The sequence below is a fragment of the Streptomyces sp. NPDC090442 genome, from assembly GCF_044769405.1.
Lineage (GTDB): Bacteria > Actinomycetota > Actinomycetes > Streptomycetales > Streptomycetaceae > Streptomyces.
This window is the reverse complement of the sequence record NZ_JBIVXW010000003.1, coordinates 142135-167358: the sequence shown is the minus strand read 5'-3', so window position 1 is coordinate 167358 and position 25224 is coordinate 142135. Positions and strand designations below refer to the sequence as shown.

Below are 25224 nucleotides of genomic sequence, written 5' to 3'. Positions count from 1 at the left end.
GCGGGGCAGTTCGTCAGCGTGAGGGGGCGGTTGGTCAGCGTCATGTCTCCACGTTACGGACCGCCACTGACAATGCCCCCGCCCGACGCCGCCGGGCCCGTGCGGGGCCGCCGCGCGCGGGCTTCGAGGAGCAGGCCGGCGGCGAGGAGGGCGGCGCCGAGGGCCAGGAAACCCCAGGGCAGATAGCTGGTGAGCAGCAGGACGAGGGTGCGCTGCGCGGAGACCAGGGCGACGGTGGAGTCGACGTAGTCGGCGCGCATCTTCACATGGCCGGCGAAGGCGGTGACCTTGCCGCCGCCGGGCAGGAGTTGGCCGCCGCGCAGCTCCTCCTTGTGGATCTCCTCGCCGTTGACGGGGGCGCCGGTGACCGGGTCGACCCAGAACATCCGCGTGGTGGAGTACCAGCGGGTGGTGCCCATCTTCTCGACGGCCTGCGGGGTGATGCCCTTGACCGGCATCTTCTTGGGCAGCGGGACCCTGGTCCAGGGGATGGTCTGCTCGAAGTAGTAGACCTCCAGGCCGTGGAAGGTGCGGGTCCCCTTGTAGTGGATGGGGGCGGAGGTGCGGGTCTGCGGGTCGAAGTAGGCGTAGTCGCGCTTCTCGGTGAGGAACGGCCACTTGTACTCGATGCCCGAGCGGCGCACGGGGTCGCCGTCGACCATCTCCCCCGCGGCGTGCACGGGCTCCTGGGAGTGGGCGTCGAAGACGTAGCGCTCGGGGATCTCGGAGACCATCTTGCCGTCGGGGCCGGCCACATAGGACAGCGCGTCCCAGACGACGACGTCGCGGCCGACGGCCCGTGCGACGCGGTGGGCCTCGTCGACGTTGCCCTTGAGGGTCTGCACGATGGTGACCTCGGGGACCTGCCGGGCCTTCATGGTGCCGTAGTCGAGGAGGGTGGCGGGCCTGGCCTCCAGGACCATGGCCTGGTACTGGCTGGGCGGGATCTTGGCGAGGCGGGGGAAGGCGTACCACCGCATCAGGGGGGACAGGGCGGTGAAGAAGGCGGCGAGCCCGAGCAGGACGAGGCTCGCGGTGCGGCGCATCCCCCTCTGCGGCCTCGGCGGATGCGTCCCGGTACCGGGCGGAGTTCGGCGCATGGCGGTGGCGACCCTCCCTTCAGGGGCGTGCGGGCACGGTGGTCAGCAGCGGCTTGGGGGAGGTGTGGCCTTCGGGGGCACCGATCGCGGTGATCGTGAAGACCAGGGCGAGCGCGGCGGCCAGGCCGATCGCGGCTGCTGTCAGGGCGCGCATGGCCGTCCTCCCGGAGAACTGGGCTGATGCAGCGTCAGGGCGGGGGCACGGTAGCAACGGGCGGCGAAGATGAGAACACGTGGCACCGCCGCCCCTGCCCGGGTGTACGGGCGGGACGGCGGTGGCGGTGTGGGCGGGGCCCGGCGGTCAGGGGGCGGCGGGCGCCGTCACGGTGAGGGTGACGGTCAACGCGACGCCGTCGGCGGTGGTCAACTGGAGCCGGAAGGTGCCCGGGTGGCCGTCGGTGTAGATCTTCGGGAGGGTGAGCAGGCCGTCGGCGTCGGTGGTGAGGCCGGTGAGGGTGCGGACCGGCTTGTCCTTGGCGGCGCCGGTGGCCTTGGGATCCTTGAAGTAGGGGCCGCGGTCGTTCTCGACAGGCTTCTCGGGGTCGTCGGTGACCATGGTGGCGGTGACCGCGACGCCGGGTGCGGCCTTGCCCCGGTAGGTCGCCTTGAGTTGGACCGCGTCGTCGGCGTAGGGGCTGCCGGCCGCCACCGTCAGCGGCCGGTCGGAGGTCCGGGCCAGCCCGTCGGCCTTCGGGGCGGGCTTCGCCGTGACGGTGCCCCTGGCGTCGACGGGCGGCACGGTGCGGCCGACGGCGGTGGCGCGGACGGTGAGCGCGCCCGGGGTGTCGCCGGCGTGCAGCGTCGGGGCGGTGGCCAGACCGTCCTTGCCGGTTTTGACGGTGACCTCGGTGGCGCCGCCGGGGAAGCTGGTCCCGGTGGTGCCGGTGAGGGTGAAGCGGATCGCGGCGCCGGCCACCGGCCTGCCGTGGGCGTCCTTGGCGCGGACCCGCACGGGGGTGGTGAAGTCGGTGCCGGCGGTGGCCGTGAGGTCCTTGCCGCCCTGGTCGCCGGCCGGTTCGAGGGCGGTGAGCGGGGCGGGCTTGGCGGGCGGCGGCTTCGGGGTGGGCGTCGGGGTCGGGGTCGGCGCGGGCTTCGGGTCGCCCGGGGTGGGCTTCGGGGACGGCGTGGGAGTACCGCCGTCGTGCGAGGGCCCGGAGGTGCCGTTGCCGGACGAACCACCGGGCGGCGAGGGCGTGTTGGGCTGCTGCTGGCCGGCCGGTCCGGCGGGCTTCCCCGGGTGCGTGCCCGTCGCGGCGCCACCGTGGCTCGGCTTCCCGGTGGATGTGGTGCCGCCACCGCGCCGTACGGGGAGCGCGCCCTTGCCGTCCGGTACCTCGAACGTGCCCTTCCGGTAGAACGCGTACCAGGACAGCACCGTCCGCAGGTATGCGGTGGAGTCGTTGTAGCCGAGGACGGCCCGGTCCAGGTCGGTCTGGTCGGACAGGTCGCGGCTGTCGGCGCAGAGGTAGCGGCCGGCGGCGAGGGTGGCGTCGTAGACGTTGTTGGGGTCCTTGATGCCGTCGCCGTTGCCGTCGGCGCCCCAGTCCGCCCAGGTGGAGGGGATGAACTGCATCGGACCGACGGCCCGGTCGTGGACCGGGTCGCCGTCGTAGCGGCCGCCGTCGGTGTCGGGTATCAGGGCGAAGCCGTTGCCGTCGAGCACCGGGCCGAGGATCGGCCGGAGGGTGGTGCCCTCGGCGTCCACCGCGCCGCCGCGGGCGTGGCCGGACTCCACCTCGCCGATCCCGGCGAGCAGTTGCCAGGGCAGGTGGCAGCCCGGTTGGGAGACGCGCAGCCGGGCCTCGGCCTCCTTGTAGGCGGCCAGCACGGTGGCCGGAATGCCCGCTTGGGAGGGGCCGTGCACGCCACTTTCGGGGCCGCCGTGGTGGCCGGAACCGTTCGGTGGGACGGGGCTGTTGAGCGGCGGCAGATCGGTGTAGTAAGGCGAGCCGCCGTCGATGGGGTTGTCGGCGGGCGGCGCCGGGGGGCGCACCGCGTGGGCCGTCGGATGCTCCGCGGCACCGGGCGCCTGCGAGGCGGTCAGCGCGGCCAGCGCCGCCGCTGCCACGGCCGTGGAGGCCACTCCTCTTTGGAGTCGCCGCCGGAATGTGGCTGCCATACCTGGTGTCCCCTCCGTCGACCAACCGCGTGCGTACCTGTTGCCGGTGCCCGGCATCCCACGCGCGTCGTCGTACCGCGCTCCCCGTACCTCAACTCCGGCGACATTACGACAACTCGGGCCGCACAGCCACCACTCCCCTCGGCCACATAATGATCCGAATCGATCAAGGAGGGCCAGATGCCGTTCACACTGAGCCATGCCGCCGCCGTGCTCCCGCTCATCCGCCGCACCGGTACGGCCCGCGGTCCCCTGATCGCCTCCGCCCTGGTCGCCGGCTCGTTCGCCCCCGACGTGACGTACTACGCGGACACCGTGATCCCGGGCGGCATGGCCTTCGGCACGGTCACCCACTCCCTGCCCGGCGTGCTGACCGTGGACGCGCTGCTCACCGCGGTGCTGGTCGCCGGCTGGCGGTGGGTGCGCGAGCCACTGCCGGCGCTGCTGCCGCCGGCCGGGCGGGAACGGGTCGGGGCGTTCGCCCGCGGCCGGCCCCGGCGAGCGCGCACCACCCGCGAACGGGCCGCACTGGCGGGCTGGTTCTACGCCTCGGCGGTGCTCGGCGCGGTGACCCACGTGGTCTGGGACGCCTTCACCCACCCCGGACGCTGGGGCAGCCACCTGCTGCCCGCGCTCAACACGGTGCTGGGCGACCGGCCGTTGGCCATGTACCTCCAGTACGCCACCTCCGCGCTGGCGTTGCCGGCACTCGGCTGGTTCCTCCACGCCGCGCTACGGGAGGGCCCCGCGGCCGGGCCCGCCGGCGCCGCCCCCACCGCTCCCGAACTGCCCGTCCGGGCACGGCTGTTGCTCGCCACCCCGATCGCCCTGGGCGTGCTGCTCGGCGCCGGCTACCGCACCCTGCGGGCCTACGCCGTCCACGGGGCCACCGTGGGGTGGTTCGACTATCTGCCGGACCTGCTCTTCGGGGCGGGCGCCGGGCTCGTACCCGGGCTGCTGGTCAGCGCGGCGGGGACCCGGCTCCTGGGCCGCCGCAGGACGCGACGCACCCCGGCCGCGGCGAACGGCCACGCCGAGGCCGGGACCGCCTGAGCGGCCCGGGGGTACGCGCGAAGCGGACCCCCGGCCGGCCGTCAGTGCGCCGCCGACTCCCAGTCCGTGCCGTGACCGACCGAGACGTCCAGCGGGGCGCGGAGCTCGACGGCCGCGGCCATCTCCCTGCGGACCAGCTCCTCGACCCGGGCGCACTCGCCCGGAGCCACCTCGACCACGATTTCGTCGTGGACCTGGAGCAGCATCCGCGAGGACAGCTCCGCCGCCCGCAGCGCCGCGTCGACCCGCAGCATCGCGATCTTCACGATGTCCGCGGCGGTGCCCTGGATGGGGGCGTTCAGCGCCATCCGCTCGGCCATCTCGCGGCGCTGGCGGTTGTCGCTGTTGAGATCGGGCAGGTAGCGGCGGCGCCCCAGGATCGTCTCGGTGTACCCGGTGGCCCGGGCCTCCTCCACGACGCGCTGGAGGTAGTCCCGCACCCCGCCGAACCGCTCGAAGAAGGTGTCCATCAACTTGCGGGCCTCGTCCGGCTGGATGCCCAACTGCTGGGAGAGCCCGAACGCCGACAGCCCGTAGGCCAGCCCGTACGACATCGCCTTGATCTTGCGGCGCATCTCCGGGTCGACCTCGTCCTTGGCGACCGAGAAGACCTGCGAGGCGACCGTGGTGTGCAGGTCCTCACCGGAGGTGAACGCCTCGATCAGGCCCTCGTCCTCGGAGAGATGGGCCATCACCCGCAGCTCGATCTGGCTGTAGTCGGCCGTCAGCAGCGTCTCGAAGCCCTCGCCGACGACGAAGCCGCGGCGGATCGCCCGGCCCTCGTCCGTCCGCACCGGGATGTTCTGCAGATTGGGGTCGGTGGACGACAACCGGCCCGTGGCGGCCACGGTCTGGTTGAAGGTGGTGTGGATCCGGCCGCCCGCGGCGATCGCCTTGATCAGGCCCTCGACCGTGGTCCGCAGCTTGGCCTGCTCCCGGTGGCGCAGCATGATCACCGGGAGCTCGTTGTCGGTCTGCGACGCCAACCACGCCAGCGCATCGGCATCGGTGGTGTAACCGGTCTTGGTCTTCTTGGTCTTGGGCAGGCCCAGCTCCCCGAACAGCACCTCCTGGAGCTGCTTGGGCGAGCCGAGGTTGAACTCGTGACCGGCCGCGGCGTGCGCCTCCTTCACCGCCTGCTGTACGGCGGCGGCGAACTGCTGCTCCATCCGCTCCAGCCAGCCCCGGTCGGCGGCGATCCCGGCCCGCTCCATACGGGCCAGCAACTCGCTGGTCGGCAGCTCCACCTCGCGCAGCAGATCGACCGCGCCGACCTCCGCCAGCTTCGTCCCGAACGCCGTCCCCAGATCGAGGACCGTACGGGCCTGCGCCATCAGCGCCTCCGCCTCGGCCTGCTCGTCCACGCCGAACGCCAACTGGCCGTCCCCGGCCGCCGCCGGCGCCAGATCACGGCCCAGATACTCGATGGACAGGGCGTCCAGCGCGAAGGAACGGCGACCGGGCTTGACCAGATAGGCGGCGAGCGCGGTGTCCATGGCCACGCCCTCGATGCGCCAGCCGTGCTCGCCGAAGACCCGCATCAGCCCCTTGGCGTTGTGCATCACCTTGGGCCGCTCGGCGTCCGCGCTCCAGGCGGCGAAGGCCCGCTCGTCCACCTCGTCCAACTGCGCCGGATCGAACCACGCGGCCGGACCGTGCCCGGTGGCCAGCGCCACCTCGGCGACGCTGCCGCCGCCCAACGACCACACGTCGACGGTGGCCACGCCCAACGGGCCCGCACCGTGCTCGGCCAGCCACGGGGCGAGCTCGCCGGTGCCCAGCACCGTGCCGTCCACCTCGACGCCGGCCGCCGGCTCGGCCTCCTGTGCGCTCTCGGCGGAACCCGGGTCCACCGCCAACAGGCGGTCCCGCAGGCCCTGGTTGCGGATCTCCAGGGCGTTCAGGAAGACCTTCAGCGCCTCGCGGTCGTAGGGCTCGCGGGTCAGCTCGGCGGGGCCGCAGGACAGCTCCACGTCCCGGACCATCTCGGTCAGCCGGCGGTTCAGCTTCACCGACTCCAGATGATCGCGGAGGTTCTGCCCCGCCTTGCCCTTGACCTCGTCGACGCGCTCCACCAACTCCGCGAACGAACCGAACTGGTTGATCCACTTCGTGGCCGTCTTCTCGCCGACGCCCGGGATGCCGGGGAGGTTGTCCGACGGGTCGCCGCGCAGGGCCGCGAAGTCCGGGTACTGGGCAGGGGTCAGGCCGTACTTCTCGGCGACCTTCTCCGGGGTGAAGCGGGTCAGCTCCGAGACGCCCTTGGTCGGGTAGAGCACCGTGACGTCCTCGGAGACCAGCTGGAAGGAGTCCCGGTCGCCGGTGACGATCGCGACCTCGAAGCCCAGGGCCGTGGCCTGTGTGGCAAGAGTGGCGATCACGTCGTCCGCCTCGAAGCCGTCCACCGCGAAGCGCTTGACGTGCATCGCGTCCAGCAGCTCGCCGATCAGCTCGACCTGGCCCTTGAACTCGTCGGGCGTCTTGGAACGGTTCGCCTTGTACTCCGGGAACTCCTCCGAGCGCCACGTCTTGCGGGAGACGTCGAACGCCACCGCGAAGTGCGTGGGGGCCTCGTCACGCAGGGTGTTCGCGAGCATCGACGCGAAGCCGTAGATCGCATTGGTCGGTTGTCCGGTCGCGGTGGTGAAATTCTCCACGGGCAGGGCGAAGAACGCCCGGTATGCCATGGAATGCCCGTCCATCAGGAGCAGGCGCGGACGGCCACCCGCCGCCGCCTCGGTGCCGGTCGCTTCGCTCATCTTCACTGCCTTTCCTGCCACGCCCCCGATCCTGCCACGGCCCACTGACAATCCCCGCCGCGGCAGCGACGCACCGACCCGCCACACCCCACCCACCGGCGCACACTCCCTTACTCCCCGCACCCCCGCCATGACAGGATCGGCACCGCACCACTCACATGTGCACGGCAACGACCCGCCGCGCCCGGCGATCCCGTCCGGCACACGACCCCAGGGAGAGCGCCATGGCAGGCAAGCCGCCCGCATCGGACCCCGTCCAGGACGCGCCCGAGGTCGGCGCGCCCCAGCACTCCGCCGTCGGCATCCCCGCCATCACCAACGCGCTCAAGATCTCCCAACAACAGATGGGCGTCCGCCGCACCGCCCTCACCCTCCTCCGCGTCAACCAGAAGAACGGCTTCGACTGCCCCGGCTGCGCCTGGCCCGAGGACGACAAACGGCACGCCGCCGAGTTCTGCGAGAACGGCGCCAAGGCCGTCGCCGAGGAAGCCACCCTCCGCCGCGTCACCCCCGACTTCTTCGCCGCCCACCCCGTCAGCGACCTCGCCACCCGCAGCGGCTACTGGCTCGGCCAACAAGGCCGCCTCACCCACCCCATGTACCTCCCCGAAGGCGCCGACCACTACCAACCCCTCACCTGGGACCGTGCCTTCGACCTCATCGCCGAGGAACTCACCGCCCTCGACACCCCCGACGAGGCCGTCTTCTACACCTCCGGCCGCACCAGCAACGAAGCCGCCTTCCTCTACCAGCTCTTCGCCCGCGAATTCGGCACCAACAACCTCCCCGACTGCTCCAACATGTGCCACGAGTCCTCCGGCTCCGCACTCACCGCCACCCTGGGCGTCGGCAAGGGCAGCGTCCTCCTGGAAGACCTCTACCAGGCCGACCTGATCATCGTCGCCGGCCAGAACCCCGGCACCAACCACCCCAGGATGCTCAGCGCCCTGGAGAAGGCCAAGGCCGGCGGCGCAAAGATCATCTCGATCAACCCGCTCCCCGAAGCCGGCCTCGAACGCTTCAAGAACCCCCAGACCCCCCGCGGCCTCGCCGGCGGCGGCACCGCCCTCACCGACCTCTTCCTCCAGGTCCGGCTCGGCGGCGACCAGGCCCTCTTCCGCGCCCTCAACCACCGCCTCCTGGCCACCGAGGGCGCCCTCGACACGGACTTCATCCGCGAACACACCCACGGCTTCGACGCGTTCGCCGCCCTCGCCGACGCCACCGACGACGCCGAGACCCTGCGCGCCACCGGACTCACCCAGGACGAGATCGACCGCGCCCTCGCCATGGTCCTCGCCTCCCGGCGCACCATCGTCTGCTGGGCCATGGGCCTGACCCAGCACAAGCACTCCGTCCCCACCATCGCCGAGGTCGTCAACTTCCTCCTGCTGCGCGGCAACATCGGCCGCCCCGGAGCCGGCGTCTGCCCCGTACGCGGCCACAGCAACGTCCAGGGCGACCGCACCATGGGCATCTTCGAACGCCCCGCACCCGCCTTCCTCGACGCCCTGGAAAAGGAATTCGGCTTCGCCCCGCCCCGCGACCACGGCTACGACGTCGTCCGCGCCATCCGCGCCCTACGGGACGGCCACGCCAAGGTCTTCTTCGCCATGGGCGGCAACTTCGTCGCCGCCACCCCCGACACCGACGTCACCGAAGCCGCCGTCCGCCGCGCCCGCCTCACCGTGCACGTCTCCACCAAACTCAACCGCTCCCACGCGGTCACCGGCGCCCGCGCCCTGATCCTGCCCACCCTCGGCCGCACCGAACGGGACCGCCAAGTCCGCCCGGACGGGACGAGCACCGACCAGTTCGTCACCGTCGAGGACTCCATGGGCATGGTCCACGCCTCCCGCGGCCGCCTCGAACCCGCCGGCCCCCACCTCCTCTCCGAACCGGCCATCGTCGCCCGCCTCGCCCGCCGCGTCCTCGGCCCCCAAAGCCCCACCCCCTGGGAAGAGTTCGAGAAGGACTACGCCACCATCCGGGACCGCATCGCCCGCGTCATCCCCGGCTTCGAGGACTTCAACGCCAAGGTCGCCCGCCCCGGAGGCTTCACCCTCCCGCACGCCCCCCGGGACAGCCGCAGCTTCCCCACCGCCACCGGCAAGGCCAACTTCACCGCCGCCCCCGTGGAATACCCCACCGCCCCCGAAGGCCGACTCCTCCTCCAGACCCTGCGCTCCCACGACCAGTACAACACCACCATCTACGGCCTCGACGACCGCTACCGCGGCATCAAGAACGGCCGCCGCGTCGTCCTCGTCCACCCCGACGACGCGGCCGAACTCGGCTTCGCCGACGGCACCTACGCCGACCTCGTCAGCGAATGGACCGACGGCAGCGAACGCCGCGCCCCCGGCTTCCGCGTGGTCCACTACCCCACCGCCCGCGGCTGCGCGGCCGCCTACTACCCCGAGACCAACGTCCTGATCCCGCTGGACCACACCGCCGACACCAGCAACACCCCCGCCGCCAAGTCCGTCGTCGTCCGCCTGGAGACCGCACAGGAAGCCTGACGGACGGGCCGGCGGGCCCCCTTGGCCGGCAGCCGCTGCGGGGCGGCCGCCGGCCGACGGCGGCCACCCCGCGGCCGGCGCCCGCACAGCCGCCTGATAGGAACAGGCGCAGATCGGCCACGATCAAGACCGCTGACAAGGCCACGTGCCACAGGCGCCGTCAAGGGCGAGCGAAACGGAGCAGTCCATGGGAGAGCAGAGCACGACCACCTTCCCGCAGGAGATCCTCGACCAGTGGGCCGGCATCGGGGTCGACCTGCCCGCCCTCTTCTCCGCCGGCCACCTCGGCGAGCGGATGAGCGTCCAGGTCACCCACGCCGCCCCGGAACGGGTCGTCGGCACCATGCCCGTCGAGGGCAACACCCAGCCCTACGGGCTGCTGCACGGCGGCGCCTCCGCCGTCCTGGCCGAAACCCTGGGCTCCGTCGGCGCGATGCTGCACGGCGGCCCCACCAAGGCGGCCGTCGGCGTCGACCTCAACTGCACCCACCACCGCGGCGTCCGCTCCGGGCTCGTCACCGGCACCGCCACCCCCGTACACCGCGGCCGGTCCACCACCACCTACGAGATCGTCATCACCGACGAGCAGGACAAGCGGGTCTGCACCGCCCGCCTGACCTGCCTGCTGCGCGACGCCGACCCCGCCATGTACCGCGCCTGACCACCCCGCGCACCACAACGCCGGTGGCGCCCAACTCGGGCACCACCGGCGTTCAACAGGCCGCACAGGGACGCCCAACGCCCCTGCCGGCCCCGGGACTACGGGCCGGACCTCCCGCCTACTGGTCCTTCCCCTGGTCCTTCTTCTGTTCCTTCTGCTGCTGGCGCTCCGCCGCGTCCTCGATGACCGCCTCGGCCACCTGATGCATCGACAGCCGGCGGTCCATCGACGTCTTCTGGATCCACCGGAAGGCGGCCGGCTCCGCCAGCCCGTACTGGGTCTGCAGGATGCTCTTCGCCCGGTCCACCAGCTTCCGGGTCTCCAGCCGCTGGGTGAGGTCGACGACCTCCTTCTCCAGCGCCCTCAGCTCGGTGAACCGGCTCACCGCCATCTCGATCGCCGGCACCACGTCGCTCTTGCTGAACGGCTTGACCAGGTAGGCCATCGCGCCCGCGTCGCGGGCCCGCTCCACCAGTTCGCGCTGCGAGAACGCGGTCAGCATCAGGACCGGGGCGATGCTCTCCTCGGCGATCTTCTCGGCCGCCGAGATGCCGTCCAGGATCGGCATCTTCACGTCCAGGATCACCAGATCGGGACGGTGCTCGCGGGCGAGTTCGACGGCTTTCTGACCGTCTCCGGCCTCACCGACGACGGTGTAGCCCTCCTCCTCCAGCATCTCCTTGAGGTCGAGGCGGATCAGCGCCTCGTCCTCGGCGATCACGACGCGCGTGGTCAACGGCGGGACGTGCGACTGGTCGCCATCGGCAACGGGCTGCTGGGGCTCGGCGGCACTCAAGGGGACTCCTCGTTCCAGGCAGGTGGTGCCATTGAAGCCTACCTAGGGGCGACCAGCCTTACTCACACGGTATGGTGTCTCATGCCGCCGGCCGGGTTGGTGGAATGGCATACACGGATGTCTCAAACACATCTGCCCGAAAGGGCTTGCGGGTTCGAATCCCGCACCCGGCACTCTCCACCCAAGTGGAATTTCACGTTCTCGTGAAATTCCCGGCCGATCGCCCCATGCGCACGCATCCTCACGCACAGTGACAGTATGCGATTTCACGGCACAGACGTACGACAGCAGGCCATCGTCCGACTCCGCGCGGGCGCGAGGAACGCCGACGTCGCCCGCGCCCTGGGCATCCCGCTCGGCACCATCAGTTATTGGCGACATATGGACCGGGCCAAACGCGGTGCGTGTCCGGGGCGACGTCAACCACAGTGCCCCCACTGCGACGACCGCGCACTCGACCGCGCGGCGTACTCCTACCTCCTGGCCCTCTACCTCGGCGACGGCCACATCATCCAGCACTCCGCGCACCGGGTGCCGAGCCTCATGATCACGTGCGACGACAACTGGCCCGGCCTCATGGACGGTTGCGAGGCGGCGATGCGGGCCGTCTTCCCCGACAACTCGGTGTGCCGAGTGAGCCGGACCGGCTGCCACAACGTGAAGGTCTACTCGAAGCACCTCTGGTGCCTCTTCCCCCAGCACGGCCCCGGTAAGAAGCATGAGCGGCGGATCGCGCTGGAGCCGTGGCAGCGGCGGATCGTGGAGGCGCATCCCCGGGAGTTCATCCGCGGCCTCGTGCACTCCGACGGTTGTCGGATCACCAACTGGACGGTGCGGAGAGTCGGCGGGGAGCGCAAGCGGTACGCGTACCCGCGATACTTCTTCACCAACAAGTCCGCGGACATCCGGGGGCTCTACGCGGCGGCGTTGGACAGGGTCGGCGTCGAGTGGAAGGTGACCCGGCGCGGGAGCGAGCCATACAACATCTCCGTCGCGCGTCGTGGCTCCGTGGCGCTCATGGACCAACACATCGGGCCGAAGCACTGACGCGGACGGCGGTCAGTTCCTCGGCCCAGCGGGTTCGGGTGCGGGTGGGGCTACTTGTGCGTGTCGGCCTCGCCGATGCGGTGGACGCGGACGAGGTTGGTGGAGCCGGGGACCCCGGGCGGGGAGCCGGCGGTGATGATGACGAGGTCGCCCTTCTGGCAGCGGCCGATCTTCAGGAGCTGTTCGTCGACCTGGGCGACCATCTCGTCGGTGGAGTTGACGGTGGGGCCGAGGAAGGTCTCCACGCCCCAGGTGAGGTTGAGTTGGGAGCGGGTGGCGGGGTCGGGGGTGAAGGCGAGGAGGGGGATGGGCGAGCGGTAGCGGGAGAGGCGGCGGACGGTGTCGCCGGACTGGGTGAAGGCGACGAGGAACTTGGCGCCGAGGAAGTCGCCCATTTCGGCGGCGGCGCGGGCGACGGCGCCGCCCTGGGTGCGGGGCTTGCTGCGCTCGGTCAGCGGCGGGAGCCCCTTGGCGAGGATGTCCTCCTCGGCGGCCTCGACGATGCGGCTCATGGTGCGGACCGTCTCGGTGGGGTACTTGCCGACGCTGGTCTCGCCGGAGAGCATCACGGCGTCGGTGCCGTCGATGACGGCGTTGGCGACGTCGCTGGCCTCGGCCCTGGTGGGGCGGGAGTTGTCGATCATCGAGTCGAGCATCTGGGTGGCGACGATGACCGGCTTGGCGTTGCGCTTGGCGAGTTTGACGGCGCGCTTCTGGACGATCGGGACGGTCTCCAGGGGCATTTCGACGCCGAGGTCACCGCGGGCGACCATGATGCCGTCGAAGGCGGCGACGATGTCGTCGATGTGCTCGACGGCCTGGGGCTTCTCGACCTTGGCGATGACGGGCAGGAAGCGGTTCTCCTCGCGCATGATGCGGTGGACGTCGTGGATGTCGCGGCCGCTGCGGACGAAGGAGAGGGCGATGACGTCGGCGCCGTAGCGCAGGGCCCAGCGGAGGTCGTCCTGGTCCTTCTCGGAGAGGGCGGGGACGGAGACGGCGACGCCGGGGAGGTTGAGGCCCTTGTGGTCGGAGACCATGCCGCCCTCGATGACCTTGGTGTGGACGCGGGGCCCTTCGACGGCGGTGACTTCGAGGGTGACCTTGCCGTCGTCGACGAGGACGCGTTCGCCGGGGGTGACGTCGGCGGCGAGGCCGGGATAGGTGGTGCCGCAGATCCGCCGGTCGCCCTCGACGCCGTCCTCGACGGTGATGGTGAACGCGTCGTCGCGTTCGAGAAGTACGGGGCCTTCGTGGAAGCGGCCCAGGCGGATCTTCGGGCCTTGAAGGTCGGCGAGGATGCCGACGCTGCGGTGGGACTCTTCGGAGGCTTTGCGGACCCGGTCGAAGCGCGCTTCGTGGTCGGCGTAGGTGCCGTGGCTGAGATTGAAGCGGGCGATGTCCATGCCGGCGTCGACGAGGGCTTTGATCTGCTCGTACGAGTCGGTGGCGGGTCCCAGTGTGCAGACGATCTTTGCTCGGCGCATGTTTCGAGCCTATGACCTACCCGGCGGTAGGGAGCTGTGGCGACATGACTGCTCAACGACCGCTCGGTGAAAGGCTGTTGACAAGTAATGGAATGGGCGCGAGGCCGCTCCGATGAGCAGACCGGGGGCCTCGCGCGGAGGGTTCAGAGCACCGGACGGGTCATGGTGAAGCGGGCGTTGACGCCGGCGCGGACGGTCTGTCGGCGGGGTTCGAGGTCGAGGGCGGGGGCGGCCTCGAAGGGGGCGCTGCGGGCGGCGCCGCCGGCCGCGAAGCCGTAGCCCTGTTGGTGGGGTTGGCCGTCCGCGCCGAGGTCGGCGATTTCGAGGACGGCGTCGAGGCGGGCGCCGAGGGCCTCGGCGTATTCGCGGGCGCGCTGGACGGCCTCCTGGACGGCCCGGGTGCGGGCGGTGCGGTGGGCGGGCGAGTCGGGGCGCAGGTCCCACCAGGGGCCGTCGACGCGGGTGAGTTCGAGGTCGGCGAGGCGGGTGGTGAGCTCGCCGAGGGCGGTGAAGTCGTTGAGGGTGGCGGTGAGGGTGACGTGTCCCTGGTAGGCGCGGACGCGTTCGTGGCGGCCCTTCTCGGTGAGTTGGGGGGTGAGGGTGAAGCTGCCGGTCTCCAGGTGTTCGACGGCGGGGCCGTAGCTCTTGACGAGGGTGAGGGCGTGTTCGTTGCGGCGGGTGAGGTCGGTGAGGGCGGTTTTGCGGTCGGTGCCGCGGGCGTTGACGGTGATGGTGATGCGGGCGATTTCGGGGTCGACTTCGAGGTGGGCCTCGCCGCGGACGGCGAGGCGGGGGGCGTCGGGGGTCCCGTAGGGCAGTGCGGTGGGGGGCGTGGGGTCGGTCATGGGTGGCGGATGCCCTTCTGTGGCGGTGGGTGTGGTGCGGGGTTCTTGGGGTTGCAGGGTGGCACAGGGGCGGGAGGCGGGTTGGTCATCGGATCGCAACCTGTGGGGGGTGTTGCGCGAGGGGTGACTGCGTCAGAATCTACGCGCGTTGCCCGGGTCGGACGCCCGGGCCGTGCCGCGCCGCCGGAGCATGTGCCGTGTCTTTCAGGGGAGTTGGGATGGGTTTCGACCGAAGGAAGTTCCTGGGTGGTTCCGTGGTGGCGGGGGCGGGGGTGGTGCTCGGCGGACCGGGGGCACCGGCCGCGTCGGCGGCACCGGCCGGGCCGGGCGGCGCCGAACGGCGTCGGGACCGCTACGCGTTCACCGTCATGGGGACGACGGACCTGCACGGGAACGTCTTCAACTGGGACTACGCCACCGATGCGGAGTTCGACGACCCGGACCACAACGACGTGGGGCTGGCGAAGGTCGCCACGCTGGTGGACGACGTCCGTCGGGCGCGGGGGCGGGAGAACACCCTGCTGATCGACGCCGGCGACACCATCCAGGGCACGCAACTGGCGTACTACTACGCGAAGGTGGACCCGATCACCGGTCCGCGCGGGCCGGTGCATCCGATGGCCCGGGCGATGAACGCGATCGGCTATGACGCGGCGGCGCTGGGGAACCACGAGTTCAACTACGGGATCCCGGTGCTGCGGAAGTTCGAGGAGAACTGCCGCTTCCCGCTGCTGGGCGCCAACGCGCTGGACGCGCGGACGCTGCGGCCGGCGTTCCGCCCGTACGTGATCAAGCGGCTGCGGACGCCGCGGGGGCGGGACGTGCGGGTGGCGGTGCTGGGGCTGACCAACCCCGGGATCGCGCTGTGGGACAAGGCCAACGTGCAGGGGAAGTTGACCTTCCCGGGCCTTCCCGAGCAGGCCGCGAAGTGGGTACCGCGGCTGCGGTCGATGGGCGCCGACGTGGTGATCGTGGCGGCGCACTCGGGGGCCAGCGGCACCTCGTCGTACGGGGATCAACTGCCGTACGTGGAGAACGCGGCGGCGCTGGTGGCGGAGCAGGTGCCGGGGATCGACGCGATCCTGGTGGGGCACGCGCATGTGGAGATCCCGGAGCGGCGGGTGGTGAACAAGGCGACGGGCCGCGAGGTGGTGCTGTCGGAACCGCTGAAGTGGGGGCAGCGGCTGACGCTGTTCGACGTGGCGGTGGAGTGGCGCCGGGGCCGCTGGGAGGTCGACGCGGTGGGGGCGAAGGTGCTCAACTCCAACACGGTGGCGGAGGATCCGCGGATCACGACGCTGCTGCGGGCCGAGCACCGCAAGGTGGTGGCGTATGTGAACCAGGTGATCGGGAAGTCGAAGGCGGAGATGTCGGCGCAGCAGGCGCCGGTGCAGGACACCCCGATCCTGGACTTCATCGCGTACGTGCAGGCGGAGGCGGTGCGCAAGGCTTTGGTGGGGTCGGCGCACGCGTCGTTGCCGGTGCTGTCGCAGGCGTCGTGTTTCTCGCGGACGGCGAAGGTGCCGGCGGGGGACGTGTCGATCCGGTCGATGGCGGCGCTGTACCCGTTCGACAACACCCTGGAGGCACGGGTGTTGACGGGGAAGCAGTTGCGGGAATACCTGGAGTTCTCGGCGCGTTACTACGTGCGGACGGCGCCGGGCGGTCCGGTGGATCCGACGCGGATCACCAATGCGGACAACACGCCCGATTACAACTACGACGCGGTGAGCGGGGTGGCGTATGAGATCGATATCGCCAAGCCGGTGGGGCAGCGGATCGGGAAGCTGACGTTCGACGGGAAGCCGGTGGCGGACGCGGCGCGGTTCGTGCTGGCGGTGAACAACTACCGGGCGAGCGGCGGGGGTGGCTTCCCGCACGTGGCGTCTGCGGAGCAGGTGTGGCAGACGTCGGAGGAGATCCGGAATCTGATCATCGCGTGGGTGAAGGCGAGCGGGGTGATCGATCCGGCGGTGTTCGCGAAGGTGGAGTGGCGGTTGACGCGGGACGGGGTCCCGGTGTTCTAGCCACGGGTCGGTGCCGCGTGCCGTGCGGGCCGCCCCTCTCCCCCGTTCCCGTTCGGGCGGGTGGGAGGGGCGGTGGCGTTCAGTGCCGGGGGACGAGGGTGGAGCCCTGGCGGGGGACGGTGCCCGAGCGGCGGGGTGGGGGCTGGCTGAGGCCGAAGGTGGTGAAGGCGGTGCGGCCCGGGAGGGTGTAAGGGCTGTTGCCGGTCAGGGAGTTGAGGATGGTGGCGCTGCGCCAGGCGGCGAGCCCGAGGTCGGGGGTGCCGGCGCCGTGGGTGTGGCGTTCGGCGTTTTGGACGTAGACGGAGCCGGTGATGGCGGGGTCAAGGACGAGGCGGTGGTGCTCGTCGATGCGGGGGCGTTCGGAGGCGTCGCGGCGGAGGTAGGGGTCGAGGGCGGCGAGAAGGGTGTCGAGGCGGCGCTCGCGGTAGCCGGTGGCGAGGACGACGGCGTCGGTGGTGAGGCGGGAGCGGCTGCCCTGTTGGGCGTGTTCGAGGTGGAGTTCGACCTTGGTGGTGCCGACCCGGCCGGCGGTGCGGACCTGGACGCCGGGGGTGAGGACGGCGTTGGGCCAGCCGCCGTCGAGGGTGCGGCGGTAGAGCTCGTCGTGGATGGCGGCGAGGGTGTCGTGGTCGATGCCCTTGTAGAGCTGCCACTGGGCGGGGAGGAGCTCGTCGCGGACGCGTTCCGAGAGGCCGTGGAAGTAACGGGTGTAGTCGGGGGTGAACTGTTCCAGGCCGAGCTTGCTGTATTCCATGGGTGCGAAGGCCGGGGTGCGGGCGAGCCAGTGGAGGTGCTCGCGCCCTTCGGGGCGGGCGCGGAGTTGGTCGAGGAAGATCTCGGCACCCGACTGGCCGGCGCCGATGACGGTGAGGTGCTCGGCGGCCAGGAGCCGTTCGCGGTGGTCAAGGTAGTCGGCGGAGTGGATGACGGGGACGGTGGGGGCCTCGGCGAGGGGGCGGAGCGGGATGGGGACGTGGGGGGCGGTGCCGATGCCGAGGACGAGGTTGCGGGCGTAGGTGCGGCCGAGGGCCTCGGCCTCGCCGTCGGCGTCGAGTTGGGTGAAGTCGACCTCGAAGAGGTTGCGTTCGTGGTTCCAGCGGACGGCGTCGATGTGGTGGCCGAAGTGGAGGGCGGGGAGGTTCTCGCTGACCCAGCGGCAATAGGCGTCGTATTCGGCGCGGTGGATGTGGAAGCGCTCGGCGAAGTAGAAGGGGAAGAGGCGTTCGCGGGTCTTGAGGTAGTTGAGAAAGGTCCAGGGGCTGGCGGGGTCGGCGAGGGTGACGAGGTCGGCGAGGAAGGGGACTTGGAGGGTGGTGCCGTCGATGAGGAGGCCGGGGTGCCAGTGGAAGGCGGGGTGCTGGTCGTAGAAGGCGGTGCGGAGCTGGGTGAGGGGGTGGGCGAGGGCGGCGAGGGAGAGGTTGAAGGGGCCGATGCCGATGCCGGCGAGGTCGAGGGGCTCGTCGGGGCCGGGGGCGTCGGCGGTGGTGTCGGGGTCGTTGTGCGGTGGGGTGTTCATCGCGGGGTGTGGCCTTCCACGAGTTTGAGGAGGTGGGTGAGGTCTCCGGGTTGGGTGTGGGGGTTGAGGAGGGTGGCTTTGAGCCAGAGGCCGGTGGGGGTGGTGGCGCGGCCGAGGACGGCGTGGCCTTCGGCGAGGAGGGTGCGGCGGATGGTCGCGAGGGTGGCGTCGTCGGCACCGGTGGGGCGGAAGAGGACGGTGGTGAGGGTGGGGCGGGAGTGGAGTTCGTAGCCGGGGTGGGCGTCGATGAGGTCGGCGAGGGTCTGGGCGACGGCGAGGGTGCGGTCGACGAGGTCGCCGAGTCCCTGGCGGCCGAGGGCCTTGAGGGTGACGGCGATCTTGAGGATGTCGGGGCGGCGGGTGGTGCGCAGCGAGCGGCCGAGGAGGTCGGGGACGCCGGCTTCGGTGTCGTCGTCGGCGTTGAGGTAGTCGGCCTGGTGGGCGAGGGGAGTCAGGGCGGCGGGGGTGGGGACGGCGAGGAGGCCGGCGGCGACCGGTTGCCAGCCGAGTTTGTGCAGGTCGAGGGTGACGGTGTGGGCGCGGGCGAGGCCAGTGAGGACGGTGCGGTGGGTGGTGCTGAAGAGGAGGGGGCCGCCGTAGGAGGCGTCGATGTGGAGCCGGGCACCGTGGTGGTCGGCGAGGTCGGCGAGGGCCGGGAGGGGGTCGAGGGCGCCGGCGTCGGTGGTGCCGGCGGTGGCGACGAGGAGGACCTGACCGGTGCAGCCGCCGCGTCCGGTGAGTTCGGCGAGGCAGGTGTGGACGGTGGCGGGGTCGAGGGTGCCGTGGGGGGTGGGGAGGGTGAGGGGTTCGGGGAGGCCGAGGAGCCAGGCGGCGCGGTGGACGCTGTGGTGGGCGTTGGCACCGCAGACGATGCGCAGGGGGCCGGTGGCGCCCGGGGGGCGGGGGGCCTCGCGGGCGAGCAGGGCGGCGAGTTGGTTGGACTCGGTGCCGCCGGTGGTGACCAGGGCGTCGGGTGCGGCGGCCGCGGGGTAGACGAGGGCGGCGAGGGCGCGGGCGGTGTGCGCTTCGAGTTCGGAGGCGGCGGGGGCCTGGTCCCAGGAGTCCATCGAGGGGTTGAGGGCGCTGGCGGCGAGGTCGGCGGCGGTGGCCAACGCCAGCGGGGGGCAGTGCAGATGGGCGGCGCAGTGCGGGTCGGCGGGGTCGGCGGCGCCGACGGCGAGGGTGTGCACCAGGGTGCGCAGGGCGGTGTGCGGGTCGGTGCCCTCGTCGGGGAGGAGGGGGAGGCAGGTGTCGCGCACGGCGCGGGCGACGGCGTCGGGGCCTCCGGGCGGGAGGGGGCCGGAGCGGTCCTGGGCGCCGGTGGTGAGGGCGTCGAGGACGGTGTCAAGGAGGGGGCGGAGCGCGCGGGGGCCGTCGGTGCCGCCTGCGAGGGCGGTGCCGGCAGGGGCGACTGACATCAAGTGGGCTCTTCTTCAACGGGAGTTGACTGCGCAGGGGTCCGGTCTTAGGCCGCCCTAAGTTACTGGTCCGGTACGGCGGGTATCCACCCGTTGCGCCACTACCACCCGTTCGTGGGACGGCTGTCCCGCAGGTGTTCGGTTGCCTGCGGTCTTGCGCCCCGTCGAAGGGCGGGTGTCGGGGAGTTGACGCGGACGCGACGCGGGTGCCGCCGACGGCCTCCGACCGCCCGACGACACCCGCGTCAGTCCCCTCGTCCCGTGTTACCCCTCAGCGTTGGCGCGGGCCTCCCGAACCCGCAACGCCCGCCGCAGATCGTCGAGTTGGTCGTCGAGGGCGCGCCGCAGGGCGGGCGTCGGGTCGCCCTCGGCCAGGCAGCGTTCGCCGAGGCGGAGGGTGGCCTCCTCGACGCATGCGGCGGGGAACGCGTACCGGCCGGCGGCCTTGGCGAGGGCCGGCCCGCGGCGGGCGGCGAGGGCGGGGACCTCGGCGAAGTAGCGGGCGACGTAGGGGCGGAGCAGGTCCTGCTGCTCGGGGGCCCAGAAGCCGGTGGCGGTGGCGGTGAAGAGGTAGTTGGAGAGTTCGGCGTCGGCGTCCGCGGTGAACAGGGCGTCCCAGGCGGCCTGTTTGGCGGCCGGGTCGGGCAGCGCGGCGCGGCAGCGGGCGGCGCCCTCACGGCCGGTGGCGCTCTGGTCGCCGGTGAGTTCGGCGTCGATGGCCTCGGGGGTGGTGGCGCCGAGGGCGGCGAGCCGGCCGAGGATGCGCCAGCGCAGTTCGTGGTCGAGGGCGGGGCCGCCGGGGACGCTGCCGTCGTCGAGCCAGCCCCGGATGGCCTCGGCGGTGGTGGCGCTGTCGATGAGGACGCGGACGGCGGTCAGCCGCAGGCCGGCCTCGGGGCCGTCGCCGGGGCCCTCGGTGCGGCGCAGGATCGCGTGGCTGAGGGCGGTGAGGGTGTCCAGGGCGGTGCGCCGGGCCTCCGGGGGGAGGTAGCGGTCGGCGATCTGGGTGCGGGCGAAGGCGAGCACGCCCTGGACGACGGCGAGGTCGCTCTCGTGCGGGAGGTGGTCGCGGGCCACGTCCAGGTAGGCGGTGGGCGCCAGTTCGCCGTCGCGGACCAGGTCGCGGGCGGCGTTCCAGACGACCGCGCGGGTCAGCGGGTCGGGCAGGGCGGACAGGGCGCGGGCGACCGTCTCCCAGGAAGAGGGGTCGAAACGGACCTTGGCGTAGCTGAGGTCGCCGTCGTTGAGGACGACGAGGGCGGGGGCGGCCTGGGCGAAGGTGCGCCGGGCGGGGTCGCCGTCCGCCGGGACGTCGAGGTCGAAGCGGTCGCGCAGGGTCAGGCGGTCGGTGTGGTCCGGGTCCGGGTCGTAGGCGCCGACGGTGATGCGGTGCGGGCGGCTGCCGGTGTGGGCGACGTCCAGGTGCCAGGTGCCGGCGTCCTCGACGAGGGTGGGGGTGAGGGTGTCGACGCCGGTGGTGCGCAGCCAGCGCTCGGCCCAGGCGTGGACGTCGCGGTCGGTGGCGCGGGCCAGGGAGTCGATGAAGTCGGCGAGGGTGGCGTTGCCGAAGCGGTGCCGGGCGAGGTGGTCGTTGATGCCGGCGAGGAAGTCCTTCTCCCCCATCCAGGCGACGAGTTGGCGCAGGGCGGAGGCGCCCTTGGCGTAGGAGATGCCGTCGAAGTTGAGGAGGGCGGAGGCGGTGTCGGGGACGTCCTTCGGGGCGGGGGCGACCGGGTGGGTGGAGGGGCGCTGGTCGGCGTCGTAGCCCCAGCCCTTGCGGGCGACGGCGAAGTCGGTCCAGGTGCCGGTGAAGCGGGTGGCCTCGGAGAGGACCTGGTAGCCCATGTACTCGGCGAACGACTCGTTGAGCCAGATGTCGTCCCACCACCGGAGGGTGACCAGGTCGCCGAACCACATGTGGGCCATCTCGTGGGCGATGACCATGCCGCGGGTCTGGCGTTCGGTGTCGGTGACGGCGGAGCGGAAGACGAACTCGTCGCGGAAGGTGACCAGTCCGGGGTTCTCCATCGCGCCGGCGTTGAACTCCGGGACGAACGCCTGGTCGTAGGAGTCGAAGGGGTACGGCTCGGTGAAGATCCGGTGGTAGCGGTCGAAGCAGCGGCGGGTGAGGTCGAAGAGCTCCTCGGCGTCGGCGTCGAGGTGGGGCGCGAGGGAGCGGCGGCAGTGCAGGCCGAAGGGGAGGCCGGCGTGTTCGGTGCGGACGGAGTGCCAGGGGCCGGCGGCGACGGCGACGAGGTAGGTGCTGATGCGGGGGGTGGCGGCGGCCCGCCAGGTGCCGTCGGGGAGTTGCTCGGTGCGGCCGTTGGCGAGCACGGTCCAGGTGGGCGGGGCGGTGACGGTCAGCTCGAAGACGGCCTTGAGGTCGGGCTGGTCGAACGCGCCGAAGACGCGCTGGATGTCGTCCATGAACAACTGCGTGTAGACGTAGCTCTCGCCGTCGGCGGGGTCGGTGAAGCGGTGCATGCCCTCGCCGGTGCGGGAGTAGCGCATGGTGGCGTCGAGGCGCAGCTCGTGCGGGCCGGCGGCCAGGCCGGTGAGGGGCAGCCGGTTGCCGTCCAGGGCCGCGGGGTCCAGGGGGTGGCCGTCGAGGGTGGCGGCGTGGAGGGCGGCGGGCTTGATCTCGACGAAGGTGTCGCCCGGCTCGCGGGCGGTGAAGTGGACGGCGGTGCGGGAGGCGAACTCCTCGTCGCCGCGGGTGAGATCGAGCGCGACCTCGTACCGGTGGACGTCGAGCAACTGGGCGCGGGCTTCGGCTTCGGGGCGTTGCAGCATGGGGCGAGCTTGTCATGTCGGGCTTCCCGCGTCGGGGGTGCGGTGGGCACGTAGCCGGGCGGACCGCAGCGCGGTGCGGCCGCTCACCACCCCACCCCGCCGCCGCGCACCGGCCGGGGCCGGCGGAGCGTGCGAGGAGGGGTCATCCGTCGACGTGGGGTGGGAACGCCGGGTCGGGGACGTGGGTGGACCAGCCGCCGGGGACGGAGCGGATCTGGCGGTCGCGGAAGCGGGCCGGGGCGAGGCCGACGCGGCGGGTGAAGAGGCGGCTGAAGTAGGCGGGGTCGTCGTAGCCGACGCGGCGGGCGACGGCCGCGACGGGGAGTTCGGTGGCGACGAGGAGCTCCTTGGCGCGGCCCAGGCGGATGCCGAGGAGGTAGTCCTTGGGGCTGCAACCGGCTCCGCGGCGCACCGCGGCGCGGAGTGCGGCGGGGGTCATGCCGCGCCGGGCCGCGTGTTCGGCGATCGAGAGCGGGAGGAACGCGTCGCGGGCCAGGGCGGCCAGCACCGGTTCGCCGTCGGCGCCGGTGTCGGCGCGGGCGCGGCGCAGCGCGACGAGGAGTTCGTGGACCGCGGCGGCGGTCTCGACCTCCAGGAGGGGGTTGCCGCGGCGGGCGGCGCGGGCGATGCGGCCGATCGCGGCGCGGGCCGGCCCGGCGTCGGTGAGCGGGACGAGGGGGTGCTGCGGCTCGATGTAGCCGAGTTCGGTGTAGGTGGCGGCGGCGGGGCCGGTGAAGTCGACGAAGCCCTCGTCCCAGCCGGTGTCGGGGTCGGCGCCGTAGTGGTGCTCGACGCCGGGGACGAGCCAGAGCAGGGCGGGGGCGGTGACGGTGTGGCGGCGCCCGTCGGGGGTGGTGAACCAGCCGCGGCCGGCGCACAGCACGACGGCGACGTGGTGGTCGAGGGTGCGCGGGCCGACCGGCGGCAGGGTGCCGTGTTGCAGGCCGACGCCCAGGCAGACCAGGCCGAGCCGGTGGTGGAGCGGGCTCGGGGTGAAGTAGCGCATCCAGGTGCGGTACATGCCGGGCGGTCCTCCCCTCGCCGTTCGCCGCCACCGCGTCGGGGCGGCGCCCCGCCGGCGCCCCGGGCGGGCGCCCGACGCGCGCCTCGGCTCGCGCGAAGCGCCCGGCGGCGATCCGTCCAATGGGCATCGATCTTTGTCCATGGACCGGCCGGCCGCCAGAGGGCGAGCGTGGGGGAGGCGATCGGGAGCGACAAGGCGGGAGGCGCGGGGTGCGGTTTGCCGTTGGGGAGCGGGAGTTCGAGGTGGACGGGCGGCCGGTGCGGCTGCTGTCGGGCGCGTTGCACTACTTCCGGGTGCACGAGGCGCAGTGGGGGCACCGGTTGGCGATGGTGCGGGCGATGGGGCTGAACTGCGTGGAGACGTACGTGCCGTGGAACTGGCACGAGCCGCGGCCGGGTGAGCTGCGGGACGTCGGGGCACTGGGGCGGTTCCTGGACGCGGTGGCGGCGGCGGGGTTGTGGGCGATCGTGCGGCCGGGTCCCTACATCTGCGCGGAGTGGGAGAACGGGGGGTTGCCGTGGTGGTTGACGGGGGCGTTGGGGCGGCGGGTGCGGACCCGGGAGCCGGCGTTCCTGCGGGCGGTGGACGGGTGGTGGGAGGTGGTGCTGCCGCAGGTGGTGGCGCGGCAGTGCGGCCGGGGCGGGCCGGTGGTGCTGGTGCAGGTGGAGAACGAGTACGGGTCGTACGGGTCGGATGCGGAGTATCTGGGGCATCTGGCGCGGAAGTTGCGGGAGTTGGGGGTGTCGGTGCCGCTGTGCACGTCGGACGGGGCGGAGGACCACATGCTGACCGGCGGGAGCGTGCCGGGGGTGCTGGCGACGGTGAACTTCGGGTCGGGGGCGCGGGAGGCGTTCGCGGCGTTGCGGCGGCATCGGGCGCGGGGGCCGTTGATGTGCATGGAGTTCTGGTGCGGGTGGTTCGCGCACTGGGGTGCGGCGGCGGAGCCGCGGGGGGCGGCGGAGGTGGCGGCGCAGTTGCGGGAGGTGCTGGCGTGCGGGGCGTCGGTGAATGTCTACATGGCGCACGGGGGGACGAGTTTCGGCGGGTGGGCGGGGGCGAACCGGGCGGGTGAGGTGCAGGACGGGGCGTTGTTGCCGACGGTGACGTCGTATGACTACGGGGCGCCGGTGGACGAGCGGGGGCGGCCGACGGAGCTGTTCTGGCGGATGCGGGAGGTGTTGGCGGAGTACGCGGTGGGGCCGTTGCCGGAAGTGCCGGAGACGCAGCCGGTGTTGGCGGGGGCGGTGGAGGTCGAGTTGTCGGGGTGGCTGGGGATGGACGCGGTGCTGGCGGGGCTGGGAGGTCCGGAGGTCTGCGCGGGGGTGCCGCCGACGTTCGAGGAGTTGGGGGTGGAGCGGGGGGTGGTGCGGTATCGGGTGGCGGTGCCGGGGCCGCGGGAGCCGTATCCGTTGCGGGTGGTGGGGCTGCGGGACCGGGCGGTGACGGTGGTGGACGGGGTGCGGGGGCCGGTGTTGGTGGAGGGGAACGAGAGGGATGGGGAGGTTGCGGTGTTGGGGAGGGTGGCGGGGCCCGCGGAGGTGGAGTTGTGGGTGGAGTCGTTGGGGCGGGTCAACTACGGGCCGCGGCTGGGCGAGGCGAAGGGGATCACGGGCGGGGTGCTGCACGAGCGGCAGTATCTGCACGGGGTGCGGGCGCGGGGGCTGCGGTGGGAGGCGTTGGAGGGGGCGGCGGGCGCGGCGGCGGTGGCCGGGTTGGGGTTCGGTGGGCCGCGGCCGGGGGCGCGGGGTGTGCACCGGGGCACGGTGACGGTGCCGCCGGGTGGGGTGGGGGACGCGGTGCTGGAACTGCCCGGGTGGACGCGGGGGTTGGTGTGGATCGGGGGTTTTCCGGTGGGGCGGTACTGGTCGGTGGGGCCGCAGCGGGGGTTGTTCGTGCCGGGTCCGGTGTTGCGGGAGGGGGCGAACGAGGTGCTGGTGCTGGAGCTGGAGGGGCCGGACGGGGCCGAGGGGGCGACAGGGACGGCAGGGGCGCCGCGATTGGTGCCGTGAGGGTCCCAGTCCGCGGGCCCCACGGGCCGGGTGCCTGAACGCGAGGCC

General features: G+C 72.5%; 17 protein-coding genes and 1 tRNA gene. 7 read left to right on the top strand and 11 right to left on the bottom strand.

Features of this window, described 5'->3' with window-relative positions; translation table 11 throughout:
* Window positions 1-53: 53 nt before the first annotated feature.
* From ACIQU6_RS04155 to ACIQU6_RS04145, 3 genes are all read right to left on the bottom strand, one after another.
* Window positions 54-1046, bottom strand: coding sequence for a DUF3068 domain-containing protein (locus ACIQU6_RS04155; RefSeq protein WP_403480069.1), 993 nt, complete (start codon window positions 1044-1046; stop codon window positions 54-56).
* A gap of 73 nt (window positions 1047-1119) precedes the next feature.
* Entirely contained in the window at window positions 1120-1254 is a 135-nt protein-coding gene (locus ACIQU6_RS04150; protein ID WP_274916229.1) for an SPW_0924 family protein, read from the bottom strand.
* 147 nt (window positions 1255-1401) lie between these two features.
* Entirely contained in the window at window positions 1402-3219 is a 1818-nt protein-coding gene (locus tag ACIQU6_RS04145; protein WP_403480068.1) for a lytic transglycosylase, read from the bottom strand.
* A 180-nt stretch (window positions 3220-3399) separates the two neighbouring features.
* Here ACIQU6_RS04145 and ACIQU6_RS04140 point away from each other — a divergent pair, with 180 nt between their 5' ends.
* On the top strand, window positions 3400-4272 hold the full coding sequence (locus ACIQU6_RS04140; protein ID WP_403480067.1) for a DUF4184 family protein: 873 nt from the start codon (window positions 3400-3402) through the stop codon (window positions 4270-4272).
* 41 nt (window positions 4273-4313) lie between these two features.
* Here ACIQU6_RS04140 and polA read toward each other — a convergent pair whose 3' ends face one another.
* Window positions 4314-7031: a DNA polymerase I gene (polA, locus tag ACIQU6_RS04135; RefSeq protein WP_403480066.1), complete on the bottom strand. Its 2718-nt coding sequence runs from the start codon at window positions 7029-7031 to the stop codon at window positions 4314-4316.
* Between the two features lie 224 nt (window positions 7032-7255).
* Here polA and ACIQU6_RS04130 point away from each other — a divergent pair, with 224 nt between their 5' ends.
* Both ACIQU6_RS04130 and ACIQU6_RS04125 read left to right on the top strand, forming a co-directional pair.
* A complete protein-coding gene (locus ACIQU6_RS04130; protein WP_403480065.1) occupies window positions 7256-9553 on the top strand; it encodes an FdhF/YdeP family oxidoreductase in 2298 nt (765 codons plus the stop codon).
* A gap of 187 nt (window positions 9554-9740) precedes the next feature.
* Window positions 9741-10214 (top strand): PaaI family thioesterase, encoded by a 474-nt coding sequence (locus tag ACIQU6_RS04125; protein WP_403480064.1) that lies wholly within the window; start codon window positions 9741-9743, stop codon window positions 10212-10214.
* A gap of 118 nt (window positions 10215-10332) precedes the next feature.
* On the opposite strand, the gene ACIQU6_RS04120 is transcribed toward ACIQU6_RS04125, so the two are convergent.
* On the bottom strand, window positions 10333-11010 hold the full coding sequence (locus ACIQU6_RS04120; protein WP_403480063.1) for an ANTAR domain-containing response regulator: 678 nt from the start codon (window positions 11008-11010) through the stop codon (window positions 10333-10335).
* Between the two features lie 90 nt (window positions 11011-11100).
* Here ACIQU6_RS04120 and ACIQU6_RS04115 point away from each other — a divergent pair.
* Window positions 11101-11183 (top strand) — tRNA-Leu (locus tag ACIQU6_RS04115).
* Between the two features lie 85 nt (window positions 11184-11268).
* Window positions 11269-12057, top strand: a complete 789-nt coding sequence (locus ACIQU6_RS04110; protein ID WP_403480062.1) for a helix-turn-helix domain-containing protein — start codon at window positions 11269-11271, stop codon at window positions 12055-12057.
* 50 nt (window positions 12058-12107) lie between these two features.
* Here the strand turns inward: ACIQU6_RS04110 and pyk are convergent, their stop codons facing one another.
* Both pyk and ACIQU6_RS04100 read right to left on the bottom strand, forming a co-directional pair.
* Window positions 12108-13544: a pyruvate kinase gene (gene pyk / locus ACIQU6_RS04105; protein ID WP_403480061.1), complete on the bottom strand. Its 1437-nt coding sequence runs from the start codon at window positions 13542-13544 to the stop codon at window positions 12108-12110.
* Window positions 13545-13687: 143 nt separating this feature from the next.
* Complete coding sequence (locus ACIQU6_RS04100; protein WP_403480060.1) at window positions 13688-14389, bottom strand: SIMPL domain-containing protein; 702 nt, start codon at window positions 14387-14389, stop codon at window positions 13688-13690.
* A gap of 218 nt (window positions 14390-14607) precedes the next feature.
* Between ACIQU6_RS04100 and ACIQU6_RS04095 the strand changes: the two genes are divergently transcribed.
* On the top strand, window positions 14608-16416 hold the full coding sequence (locus tag ACIQU6_RS04095; RefSeq protein ID WP_403480059.1) for a bifunctional metallophosphatase/5'-nucleotidase: 1809 nt from the start codon (window positions 14608-14610) through the stop codon (window positions 16414-16416).
* A gap of 79 nt (window positions 16417-16495) precedes the next feature.
* On the opposite strand, the gene ACIQU6_RS04090 is transcribed toward ACIQU6_RS04095, so the two are convergent.
* The 4 genes from ACIQU6_RS04090 to ACIQU6_RS04075 all read right to left on the bottom strand — a co-directional run bounded on the left by ACIQU6_RS04090 (window position 16496) and on the right by ACIQU6_RS04075 (window position 23164).
* Complete coding sequence (locus ACIQU6_RS04090; RefSeq protein WP_403480058.1) at window positions 16496-17932, bottom strand: lysine N(6)-hydroxylase/L-ornithine N(5)-oxygenase family protein; 1437 nt, start codon at window positions 17930-17932, stop codon at window positions 16496-16498.
* Window positions 17929-19350, bottom strand: coding sequence for a pyridoxal phosphate-dependent decarboxylase family protein (locus ACIQU6_RS04085; RefSeq protein WP_403480057.1), 1422 nt, complete (start codon window positions 19348-19350; stop codon window positions 17929-17931). The genes ACIQU6_RS04090 and ACIQU6_RS04085 overlap by 4 nt, the downstream gene beginning before the upstream one ends.
* A 264-nt stretch (window positions 19351-19614) precedes the next feature.
* On the bottom strand, window positions 19615-22143 hold the full coding sequence (gene pepN, locus ACIQU6_RS04080) for an aminopeptidase N (protein ID WP_403480056.1): 2529 nt from the start codon (window positions 22141-22143) through the stop codon (window positions 19615-19617).
* A gap of 142 nt (window positions 22144-22285) precedes the next feature.
* A complete protein-coding gene (locus ACIQU6_RS04075; RefSeq protein ID WP_403480055.1) occupies window positions 22286-23164 on the bottom strand; it encodes a helix-turn-helix domain-containing protein in 879 nt (292 codons plus the stop codon).
* A 212-nt stretch (window positions 23165-23376) separates the two neighbouring features.
* On the opposite strand from ACIQU6_RS04075, the gene ACIQU6_RS04070 reads away from it, so the two are divergent.
* Window positions 23377-25176 (top strand): beta-galactosidase, encoded by a 1800-nt coding sequence (locus ACIQU6_RS04070; RefSeq protein ID WP_403480054.1) that lies wholly within the window; start codon window positions 23377-23379, stop codon window positions 25174-25176.
* The last annotated feature ends 48 nt before the right edge of the window (window positions 25177-25224 follow it).